The sequence below is a fragment of the Corynebacterium sp. HMSC055A01 genome (genome assembly GCF_001809405.1).
GTDB classification, from domain to species: domain Bacteria; phylum Actinomycetota; class Actinomycetes; order Mycobacteriales; family Mycobacteriaceae; genus Corynebacterium; species Corynebacterium hesseae.
In genome coordinates this window covers 54289-63930 of record NZ_KV797567.1, presented here as the reverse complement: position 1 = coordinate 63930, position 9642 = coordinate 54289, and the positions used below count along the sequence as shown (strand labels likewise).

Annotated in this window: 19 protein-coding genes and 1 tRNA gene; 16 read left to right on the top strand and 4 right to left on the bottom strand. The window is 57.8% G+C overall.

Features of this window, described 5'->3' with window-relative positions; all coding sequences use genetic code 11:
- The 4 genes from HMPREF2604_RS05320 to HMPREF2604_RS05305 form a co-directional block, all read right to left on the bottom strand.
- Positions 1-1090: tyrosine-type recombinase/integrase (locus HMPREF2604_RS05320; RefSeq protein WP_070563897.1), on the bottom strand; the 1090-nt coding region annotated here is incomplete at its 3' end.
- 221 nt (positions 1091-1311) lie between these two features.
- The gene (locus HMPREF2604_RS05315; protein WP_070563894.1) at positions 1312-1800 is read right to left on the bottom strand and encodes a hypothetical protein; all 489 of its coding nucleotides are present in this window, start codon (positions 1798-1800) and stop codon (positions 1312-1314) included.
- On the bottom strand, positions 1797-2174 hold the full coding sequence (locus HMPREF2604_RS05310; RefSeq protein ID WP_246818378.1) for an ImmA/IrrE family metallo-endopeptidase: 378 nt from the start codon (positions 2172-2174) through the stop codon (positions 1797-1799). The genes HMPREF2604_RS05315 and HMPREF2604_RS05310 overlap by 4 nt, the downstream gene beginning before the upstream one ends.
- Positions 2167-2766, bottom strand: a complete 600-nt coding sequence (locus HMPREF2604_RS05305; RefSeq protein ID WP_141746431.1) for a helix-turn-helix domain-containing protein — start codon at positions 2764-2766, stop codon at positions 2167-2169. Before HMPREF2604_RS05305 ends, HMPREF2604_RS05310 begins: the two co-directional genes overlap by 8 nt.
- Positions 2767-2907: 141 nt before the next feature.
- On the opposite strand from HMPREF2604_RS05305, the gene HMPREF2604_RS05300 reads away from it, so the two are divergent.
- The 16 genes from HMPREF2604_RS05300 (at position 2908) to HMPREF2604_RS05240 (ending at position 9641) form a co-directional block, all read left to right on the top strand.
- A complete protein-coding gene (locus tag HMPREF2604_RS05300; RefSeq protein WP_070563888.1) occupies positions 2908-3168 on the top strand; it encodes a helix-turn-helix domain-containing protein in 261 nt (86 codons plus the stop codon).
- 54 nt (positions 3169-3222) lie between these two features.
- Entirely contained in the window at positions 3223-4023 is an 801-nt protein-coding gene (locus HMPREF2604_RS05295) for an antA/AntB antirepressor family protein (RefSeq protein ID WP_070563885.1), read from the top strand.
- Between the two features lie 272 nt (positions 4024-4295).
- Positions 4296-4380 (top strand) — tRNA-Leu (locus tag HMPREF2604_RS05290).
- Between the two features lie 278 nt (positions 4381-4658).
- Complete coding sequence (locus HMPREF2604_RS13555) at positions 4659-4835, top strand: helix-turn-helix domain-containing protein (RefSeq protein WP_082723313.1); 177 nt, start codon at positions 4659-4661, stop codon at positions 4833-4835.
- 78 nt (positions 4836-4913) lie between these two features.
- The gene (locus HMPREF2604_RS05285; RefSeq protein ID WP_070563882.1) at positions 4914-5102 is read left to right on the top strand and encodes a hypothetical protein; all 189 of its coding nucleotides are present in this window, start codon (positions 4914-4916) and stop codon (positions 5100-5102) included.
- On the top strand, positions 5092-5259 hold the full coding sequence (locus HMPREF2604_RS14080; RefSeq protein ID WP_168162992.1) for a hypothetical protein: 168 nt from the start codon (positions 5092-5094) through the stop codon (positions 5257-5259). The genes HMPREF2604_RS05285 and HMPREF2604_RS14080 overlap by 11 nt, the downstream gene beginning before the upstream one ends.
- The gene (locus HMPREF2604_RS05280) at positions 5259-5597 is read left to right on the top strand and encodes a hypothetical protein (protein ID WP_070563879.1); all 339 of its coding nucleotides are present in this window, start codon (positions 5259-5261) and stop codon (positions 5595-5597) included. The genes HMPREF2604_RS14080 and HMPREF2604_RS05280 overlap by 1 nt, the downstream gene beginning before the upstream one ends.
- Complete coding sequence (locus HMPREF2604_RS13890) at positions 5552-5797, top strand: hypothetical protein (protein ID WP_141746430.1); 246 nt, start codon at positions 5552-5554, stop codon at positions 5795-5797. Before HMPREF2604_RS05280 ends, HMPREF2604_RS13890 begins: the two co-directional genes overlap by 46 nt.
- Entirely contained in the window at positions 5794-5982 is a 189-nt protein-coding gene (locus HMPREF2604_RS05275) for a hypothetical protein (protein ID WP_070563876.1), read from the top strand. Before HMPREF2604_RS13890 ends, HMPREF2604_RS05275 begins: the two co-directional genes overlap by 4 nt.
- Positions 5979-6872, top strand: a complete 894-nt coding sequence (locus HMPREF2604_RS05270) for a YqaJ viral recombinase family protein (protein WP_083299183.1) — start codon at positions 5979-5981, stop codon at positions 6870-6872. The genes HMPREF2604_RS05275 and HMPREF2604_RS05270 overlap by 4 nt, the downstream gene beginning before the upstream one ends.
- A gap of 2 nt (positions 6873-6874) precedes the next feature.
- Complete coding sequence (locus HMPREF2604_RS05265) at positions 6875-7666, top strand: hypothetical protein (RefSeq protein WP_070563870.1); 792 nt, start codon at positions 6875-6877, stop codon at positions 7664-7666.
- On the top strand, positions 7667-8146 hold the full coding sequence (gene ssb, locus HMPREF2604_RS05260) for a single-stranded DNA-binding protein (protein WP_070563867.1): 480 nt from the start codon (positions 7667-7669) through the stop codon (positions 8144-8146).
- Positions 8147-8155: 9 nt separating this feature from the next.
- A complete protein-coding gene (locus tag HMPREF2604_RS05255) occupies positions 8156-8350 on the top strand; it encodes a hypothetical protein (RefSeq protein ID WP_070563864.1) in 195 nt (64 codons plus the stop codon).
- On the top strand, positions 8350-8556 hold the full coding sequence (locus HMPREF2604_RS05250; protein WP_070563860.1) for a hypothetical protein: 207 nt from the start codon (positions 8350-8352) through the stop codon (positions 8554-8556). Before HMPREF2604_RS05255 ends, HMPREF2604_RS05250 begins: the two co-directional genes overlap by 1 nt.
- Before the next feature lie 12 nt (positions 8557-8568).
- Positions 8569-9030: a hypothetical protein gene (locus HMPREF2604_RS05245; RefSeq protein ID WP_070563857.1), complete on the top strand. Its 462-nt coding sequence runs from the start codon at positions 8569-8571 to the stop codon at positions 9028-9030.
- Complete coding sequence (locus tag HMPREF2604_RS05240) at positions 8997-9641, top strand: hypothetical protein (protein ID WP_141746429.1); 645 nt, start codon at positions 8997-8999, stop codon at positions 9639-9641. The genes HMPREF2604_RS05245 and HMPREF2604_RS05240 overlap by 34 nt, the downstream gene beginning before the upstream one ends.
- Position 9642 lies beyond the last annotated feature (1 nt).

The following is a 9642-nucleotide window of genomic DNA, read 5'->3' as shown; positions in this document are numbered from 1 at the left end:
TCCACGACAATTCCACGACCTCCGAAAAACTCTCATCCATACGGCCTGCCACTGCATCCAAATCGTCCTCCCACAAATCAGCGTACGTATCCAACGTCATCGCCGCACTCGCATGACCAAGCTGACGCTGTACCACTTTCGGATGCGCCCCCGACGAAATCATCAACCCCGCCGCCACGTGCCGAAGCCCATGCGGGGTCACACGCGGGAACTCGTCGTCCCTATCCATGCACCGTCCAAGCGCACAATAAAACCACGTATTTGATGATGGCACCCGCAACGGTGACCCATCAGACCTACACCACACCCAAGAATCCTGACCCTTCCCATCCATCAACGGCACCAACATATCCATCACAAACCTCGGCACAGCCACCACCCGCGCCTCATGAGTCTTCGGAGTGCCAACCTCCACCCCAGACCCCACAGTCACCGCATTACGCCGCACAGTGATACGCCCACGCAGCACATCCACGTCCTGGACCTGCAAGCCCGCAAGCTCACCCCACCGCAAACCTACGGTGCCCAGCAACCACACGATAGGCGCATTATCCCCACACTCCTCGGCAAACGCGGCAAGCTGCTCCCAACTCAAATACACCTTCCTCGCCTTCGCCTTCCTAGGAAGCGCCACACCCTTCGCCGCGTTGGTCTTCACAATCCCGTCACGCACCGCCATATCAAGGATTTGGGACAGCATCGCATGGTTCTTCCTCACGATTGATGCGGAGCGATCCGTGCTTGATAGCCAGTGCTGTATCTCGGAGGACAGCACCGCCCTGATTGGTGTGTCTCCCCAGCGTGGTTCGACGTGGATGCGCCAGGTTTGTTCCGTTGTCCGCATTGTGGATGGTTTCAGGTGGGTTTGCATGGCGAGCCAGCGTGTACCGAGTTCCCCGATGGTGATTTTCCCGGCGTTGGGGTCGATCCAGTCGCCTTCGCGGATGGTGGTGGCGTTTTTGTCGGCCCACGCTTGTGCCGCGCTTTTTGTTCTGAATCCTTGTTTGGTGCGGTTCTTGCCATCAGGGGAGCGGTACTGTACGCGCCACGCCCTGCCTTTTGCGGTCTTGTACGGTTTGATGGATGCCATTATGCTTTCTCCTTGTTAGCCAGGGCTGAAAGAACGCCCCGGGCGACAACTCCGACCCCAAAACGGGGTTCGTGTTCCGGCCTTTGGTGCTTCTCCACTTCCACATGTTGAGCGCCAGGGGCCGGATTACTTTATGCTGTTACTAGGCCCACAATCCCCCCCGGTTGGGCCCAGGGTGTCCTTGCGTCTTGAGCACAGCTCCGCAAGGACATTCCTACGTTTTACTCTGTGACCACCCCGCTATCCCGTGCGTCTTCTATGGTGAACTCTTCATACCCGCGCCAGAAGTCTTCACGACGCTTGTGTCGTTCCCAAAGCCAGCCTGCGCACATGTTGGTGGTTTGCGCTGTGTTCGTCCGCTCGATTATGTCCCCAACAGTCTTATTGTGACCTTTTATCTGTAGCTCGGTTGACCAGTGAATAGCCTCATCTCGCTCCTCGTCAGGTATACTTCCCGAGCTAAGTTCAACAAAGATAGACGTCCCTTCGAACGCTGCATCTACCCGGCCATAAGCGTCGCACTTGTACGCTTCCCAGGTTTCGCGTTTAGTCTCCTCGTTTGCGAAGCCGTCCGGTCGTGCAGTGAGTAAGAGCACACTGAGTACTGCAATGATGATACCAATGATGGCGAGGACTAAGAGGAGCCAGAACCACCATCGCTTATAGAAGGGGCTATTCGTCTTTTCGACGGGTGGGGGTATGTGGGTCATGCTGATTGTCTTTCGTAGATAGAGATCCAAGTTTTTAGGACTTTGACCGTCACTCCGAGTTCGTGGGCGATGAGTGAGGGTTGTGGTCCAAAGATGGCTTCTGCTGTGGCGTATTCGGTGGGGCTGACGAGGAGGCGGGCCGCGAAGCGGTCGGCGCGTATCTCGTGTGTCCCGTGGTGGCCTGGCGGGTCTCCGTAGTGTGCGTGTCCTAGCTCGTGGGCTAGGGAGCACAGGGTGGTGACGTCGTCCATGCCGACGCGCAGGGTGATGGTGTTGCGGTGGGGGAGCCATGCGGCTTTTGGCCCGCCACGGTGCCACCGGATTCGGTAGCCCCGGGCCTGCGCAACATCGATTAGGGCGTCAAGGTTAATCAATCAAATCTTCACCTCGTTTCTCGCGCTCTGCCTGCTCATCGGGGGAGGAGTCAGCAGCGTGCGGGATGTTGTCATCCCACTCCATGACGGTGCCGTCATCCTCATCCGGTAGTGAAGCAGACGCATCGGACACGGGGGTGAGATGCGGGGTGGATTTGGTTTCGCAGGCCTCTTCGAATTTCTTGTCTATTTCCTTCCAGTTGGAAATCCTCGAGGCCTGGATAGTCTCGCCCAGAACGTCCTTCACATAGGCAGCTTTGATGCTAGCTGCTGCATGTTCAGCAATTTCAGATGCAGCGTTTAAAGCTAGTGCTTCTGCTTCAAAAGCGTGGATGGTCGCGTGGAGACGTTCTACCTTGTCGCCCCCGAGTGAGGCTTCTTTCTCAGTTATGAATTCGGCTTCTACAAGAGCTTCCAAGACGTTGAGGTTGAAGGCGCGGGCGAATTTGACGACGAATTCGGGGTCTGCTTTTGCCCCGCTCTTCCATCGGGTAAAGGCGCTCTGGTTGAAGCCGGCTTTCTTGGCGGCGTCGCGCATTGTCATGTTTCCGATTATGGGCTCGATGTAATCCCACCAGCGTGTTGAACTCATGCCCCTAACTATATTTGCGCACACGCAAAAGCGCAAGTGATAGCGACAAAGCAAACAAAACTTGCGCAGGAACAAACAGTGATGTAGTTTCATTTGTGTAAGCCCAAACAGGGTTTGCGAAAGAACAAACAAGGAGGTTGCATGACTTTCCTTCATACAGTTCGAGTCCGCAAAGAGTGGCTAGAGAACGCAGCCAATGAAGCAGGAGGCATCGCAGCCCTCGCAGAAAAACTTGATTGCGCACCATCCACAATTAGCCGCCAACTCAACGACAGGGCAGAAGCCGGGCCACGCCTTATTGGCTCAATCCTCGCGAACTTCCCCGTCACATTTGAGGACGTATTCGACGTAACCGAAGAAGAAATGCGCATACGACGAGTCCGAGTCCGCTCCGTCGCATAAAAGAAAAAGCCCCGCCGAAGCGGGGGCCATAGAACTACTAAAGGAGTTTACACCATGAGTGAACTAATTCCCATTCAAGACCGCGACGGCATTCAGGCCGTCATGGGCCGTGACCTACACAAGTTCCTGGGTATCGGCAAGGACTATACGACGTGGTTCAAGGACATGACCGCGTATGGCTTCGATGCAGGTCAGGACTTTTCCCCAATTTCGGGGAATACCTCCCCCGCAGGTGGCCGTCCACGTACTGACCACATCGTGTCGCTGGACATGGCGAAGGAAATTTCCATGATTCAGCGCACGGAGAAGGGAAAGCAGGCCCGCCAGTACTTCATCGAATGCGAACGCCGGGCTAAGGAACCAGCGCAGCTGTCCCCAGAAGAGCTTATGGCTCGGGCTATCAAGGTTGCAGACAGCACCATTAAGGAGCTTGAAGCAAAGACCGCAGACCAAGCCCTTGCGCTCGAAGCTGCGAAACCAAAGGTGGAGTACTACGACCACTGCGTATCCATCGAGTCCGACGTCATGACTGTCAAGGACTGGGGCGCGCACTTCGGCCTTACGGAGCCGCAAGCCCGCCAGAAACTCCTGGACGCGAAGATGATTTACCGCAAGGTACAGACTCGCGAGTGGTCATCCCGCAAGGGCGATGTGGTTGACCGCAACGAGTACCGCGCCTATGCCGCCTACCGGAACTTGTTTGACCTGCGCGCTCAGCATAATGCTCCGCGCTATCACAACGGTCAGGTGCGGCAAACGCTGTATGTGCGGGCTGGGTGGGCAATCACCGTAGCCAAGAATGCCGGCATTGAGGTGGACCGCTCTATCTATGACATCTTGCCGGAGTCTGTCTGACGGGCATCCCAGGTAGACGCCACCCGATAGCCCGATTTAGCAGGCGGGGGAATGCAAGCCTCCCCACGGGCACCAGGCCGCCGAAGTCTTCCTGTCCCAGGGGATAGGGCAGGAACCAGTGGGCCGTGATGAATGACAACTGAATAGTGAAGAGCGCCGGATGATACCGGCCCCGTGAGCATGGTTCTTAGATTGCGATGACCGGGGTACGCAGTAATGCAGGCACCCCAACGTGGTTGGGAGGGAACGAGCGGCGCTGACATAAATACTTTGCTTCGCTGGCGGAATTGGTATACGCACCGCACTCAAAATGCGGCACCCTACGCGGGTATCCGGGTTCGACTCCCGGGCGAAGCACTCAGGCCAGAAAGGTTATTGATTCATCACTTATTGCCTACAAAGCGGGTGATGATTCTTGCAAGCACCGGGGTTCGATTCCCCGGCTGGCCACTGGGGGTTGTTAAGCGCATTCTTCCTGTTCAAGGCGAAATGGAGCGTCAAGGTTGTATCCGGCGGGGTTGGACACTGCCCGCTTGGCTCTGCACGCCTGCAACCCCCCCACATACACAAAAGGCCCCCGCGACTGCTGTAACTACGCGGGGGTCTTGCTCTGTCCACCTGAAACGGAGACACCCATGAATACTACACCGGCCTGGCTGACCGTGAGGGAAGCATCTGAGTACACGGGCCTTCACGCCGAAACTATCCGCACCTTGATGCGGCGCGGCGATATTGAGGCCCGCAAACCAGGCAAGACCTGGCGCACAACACAATCCTGGCTCGACCAGTACATGAATCAAGGAGCAGCATGAAACGACTACTCAAGCACATCTTCCATCGTCGCTACCGCGCCTATACGCCGCGCTTCTACATGATGCGGAGGGGCTGACATGCGGGAAATCACCATCGACCAAGCTATTGCGCACTTCAAGGACATTGAGGGCCGGTATCGCGCCCTATACACCATGACCCGACTGCCGGAAAGCATCCGCCGCCGCATCAAGGACAACGCGGCACAAGCCAACCTGCTCGCGTCCCTGGCTGAGAAAGAGAAAAGGAAAATTGACCATGGATTCTAAACGACCTCCCCGCACATCCCCTGATGCCCGCCGTATCGCCTACTGGCAGGACATCGCAGCGAAGCGCACCCGCCTGTGCTGGGCCACTGGCATTCTCGGTGGCCTCGTCGGTTTCGTCGCCCATGCTTTCATCAGTATGCCTCCGGTGTGGTTGTGATGACCAGCATCCATAAAGACCTCATCACCGGTGTGTGGCACGTATGCGAGGGGGACATGGTGTTTCCTGCCGCGAGTTGGGGTGAAGCGCTGCGGTTTGTGCATGAGATGGGGGAGCACCGCACCAAGAACAAGTCCGTGAAGAAGCGGGTGCGGCGCAAGCCCACCAAGGGGCAGATTGTGGCTGAGGAATATGAGCATTTTGAGATGATGCTTGGCCCGAAACTCGCTGTACAGCGGCTTGCCGCCGTGTACCACACCACCCCGAAGACGATTGAAAGACACATTCAACGATGGAGCTCACCCCAGCACGATTTAAGCGTGGCCGTTGGTGGGTAAACATCCCGAAACCCACCGGATTTAAGACGCAGCCGGAGGCCACGAAAGCGCTCGTTGCTTACCGCGATGAGCACGGCTGTCTCTACCACGCCTGCACCCGCATCGGAACTGATGACCTTGATTTGGGGCGTGGTTTCCGGTTCTGCGATGAGCATGCCCGCCACGCGAAGAAGATTCTCAACACCCAAAGGATGACATGAATACACCGAATAAGATGCCGCAACATTTGACCAGTATCACCCCGCACTTCCTCTACATGGAGCCGTTGATTGAAGAGGCGGACGACGTGATGCAGGCCTTCATGGACCGTGGCTATGAGCCTGACATTGCGTGCACGCTGACTGACATGACTTTGGCCCGCTATGACGAGAAGGGAAAGAAGTGAGACGCTACGAACCGGCAGACAACGAGGACTGGCTGGCGTTTCGTCAAGGAAAGTTGACCTCGACGGAGCTAGCCCGTCTGCACTGTAGTAGGAATGCCGCGACGTGGCACGAGGTACGCGACGCCAAAGAACACGGCTCGAAGTTCCACGGCAACCAGTACACAGAGTGGGGTAGTGCCCGCGAACCCCTGTTAGCCCAGGTGCTGATAGACGAAGTGGATTCACGCCTCGTCTACAACGCGGAGCCGCAAACCATCTTCCTCCCCGATGATGAACGCCTGTCCTGTACTCCTGACCTCTACGCCGAAGACCTTGAGGTGATTGGGGAGATTAAGACCAGCACTGAGCCGTTTCAAGGTGGCCGCTGGCATGACTGGTGCCCTAATCAGTACTACGCGCAGATTCAGGCAAACATGCACTACACAGGGGCAGAAGCCTGCGCGTTGTTGGTGGAGGTGCACGAGGACTTCACACCCGTGGCGCTAGACCACCGCACCATCCTCTACGACCCGAAGTTTGCCGCTGAGCTGATGGCCACCGCCGCTGAGTGGTTCGCATGGTTGGACGGCACCACCCCAGAGTGGATGGGCGAAATCACCTCACTCGATGAGGTAGATGACGTGACGTTCCTCGTCACCCGCTACGCCGAACTCACCGCCGAGGTAGACGACCTCAAAAAGCGTATTGACGCCCTGAAAGCCGAAATCCTAGAGCTAACCGGCGACTCACACACAGGTGATTACGGCGGCTACCACCTCACCGTCTCCACCACACAACCCTCCAAAGTGTTCGACACCCGAATCTTTAAAACCGCCCACCCTGACCTCTACAACCAATTTCGCACCAAGACCCGCGCAGGGTCAACCCGACTCACAATCAAGGAGAACTAACCATGAGTAACGAACTCGCCACCATCAACACCTCTGAGGACGGTCTCGACCTCCTCACCCGCCAAGCCGAAGCCATGGGCGCAGCCCACAAGCTCGCCACCGTCCTGTGCAACACCCAGATGGTTCCGCAAACCTTCCGGGGCAAGCCTGATGATGGTGCAGCCGCAATCCTCTACGGCGCAGAACTTGGATTGAAGCCCCAGCAGGCATTGCAGCAGGTGTTCGTGGTGCATGGCCAGCCCGCTATCTACGCCCGCACAATGGTCGCATTGTTGAAGGCGAAGGGCTACAAGTTTCAGACCGTAGAGACCAGTGACGAGAAGGTCACTGTGCGCGGCACCTCTCCCGCAGGTGAGACTGAGGAATCCACCTGGACTATCGAGCGCGCCAAGAAGGCGGGCTACACCAGCAACAAGAAATATCAGACCGACCCGCAGGCCATGCTGTACGCCAAGGCCGCATCCGAGGTATCCCGCAAGCTCGCCCCGGATGTCCTGCTGGGTATCAAGTACGCCGCCGAAGACCTGGAACTGGAACCGGTGAAGATGACCGCGACTCGTGAGGATGTGCGGGCGAAGGCAGAGGCCGCGCCGGTGCCGGCGTTGACGAAGAAGCCGGAGCCGGAGGTGGTTGATGATGACCTCATCGCAGATGTGAAGGAAACGTTGGAGAGTTTCACCACCTCGGAGCAGGTGAATGACTTCGCCGCCAACCTCAAGCAATCAGGTGAAGTACCAGACGCTGTCATCGACCTTTGCCGCGCCCGCTGGGCTGAGCTGGAAGGTGAAAAGTAGATGATTGACACCATCACCATTACCGGCGGTTTGCCTCGTGACGCGGAACTGCGATTCACCAAGAGTGGTAAGGCTGTCGCTAGCTTCACCCTCGCCAGCTCGGATAACAGGTTCGACCAGGAACAGAACCAATGGGTGAAAACCCGCAGCATGTACCTAGATGTGACTATCTGGGATGAGACCAAGAACCAGAATCCGGTTCAGTGGGCGCACCTCGCCGCCGAGCTGAAGAAGGGCGACCAGGTTGCTGTCACCGGCAAGCTGATTACCCAGTCGTGGGAAACCAGGGAGGGGGAGAAGCGCAGCAAGGTTGAGCTTCTTGCCAGCAGCTTCTACAACCAGCCACGCGGCCAAGGCCAGCAGCAGCCTTCTTCGGCTCAGCAGCAGTGGAATCAGGCCGCATCCCAGGGCCAGACCGCTACGACGGGGGCGTGGGGTGACCCCGCACCCGTAGGCCAAGACCAACAGCCGCCGTTCTAGGTAGCTGGTATGGATGCCGCCTACTACCAAGAAAAGCTGAAAGAGCTCGAGGGCAGGCTCCTCACCTACGCCTACGGCATTGACCACATGAAGTATTACAGCAACGATGATCCAACCCCCGCAGAATTACAAGACCTCGGTGCAGCAGACCTAGCCAAAGCAGCTGCACACGTCATCGGCCTCATTAGACGAGGCGAGTATTGATGCCCTACCAGGAGATGACGGCGGCAGACCTACCCCGATTCAAGGTTTGCCGCATCGTCCTCAACCCCGATTCTTATGACCCGCGCCTTGTGCCCGACCGCCTGGTCTACGCCACCCAAGAAGGCGACTACGTGTACGGGGCAACCCGCGACGGACGCTTCACCCTCCCCGCAGACGCACCAGTCCTCATCGACCCAGAATCCTAGGAGATGCAAGGAATGACTGACGACCCCCGCGCCGCAGTACAGCAGCGCATAGCCAACGACTACCAGCGGGGCACCGACACTATGCGGGGCCAGCGCGACGGGGTAGTGGTCACGCCAGTCGAAATTGTGGACTTTCAAGTACGCGCAGTCATCCACCAGCTCGCAGCCCAGGGCTACACCCTCGCAGACCCAGAGGTACGCATTACTGACCCATTCGGCGGTACAGGGATCTACCTTGCCCGCCTCATGCAGCTTGCAAGGCTCAGCCCCGAACAGCTGGATGACCTGTACCACCATCGAATGCTCATGGTGGAAATCGACCCCGAAGCCTGCACCATAGCGGACAAAAACCTACGCGCCGTCTACCAACAAGAAACCGGGCGCGAAGCACGCCACAGCATCGTCCACAACCTCGACACTTTCACCCTAGGAGATGAAATATGGGGCTTAACCCACGAAGGATCTGGGATGTAGCACGCGCCGCCGCAAGCACCCAATACCGCCGCAACCTCCCCATAGAGGATGCCCTCATGGAGGCGTGGGAAGGCGCAGCCCTCCACCTCGCGGAGCACCCCGAAAGCGTGGAGAAAGACTGCTACACCGCCGCCATTAGCTACCTGGGCAAGGCATACGACAAAGACGTACAAGCACACGGGTATGGGCCACGCTTCACCATGTACTGGGAACCCAAAGCGCGGGCATACCAGCCCGACGCGCTTACACCTATTGCTCTCGTGCAGGTCATGGCGAAGCTCCCGGACGCTGACAGGGAAATCCTCCTCCACATGTCCGAGTACCCAACTCTGAGGGCTGCCGCAGCCGCGCTGGGGTGGCCGGAATCAACTACGCGGGTTGCTGCGCGCCGTGCTGCCGAAAAAGCCCGCCGCTTGTGGTTCGACTTTGAGACCCCACCACCACGTAGCGGAGGCCGCAGGCGGCGAAAGACGCACTGCGCGAAAGGCCACGAATACACCCACTCCAATACCCAATGGGTGCGCGACAGAAAAGGAAACCTCACCCGCAGGTGCGCCACCTGCAACAGAGAAGCCCAACGCACAATCCGCGCCCGCAAAACTCACAGATAGG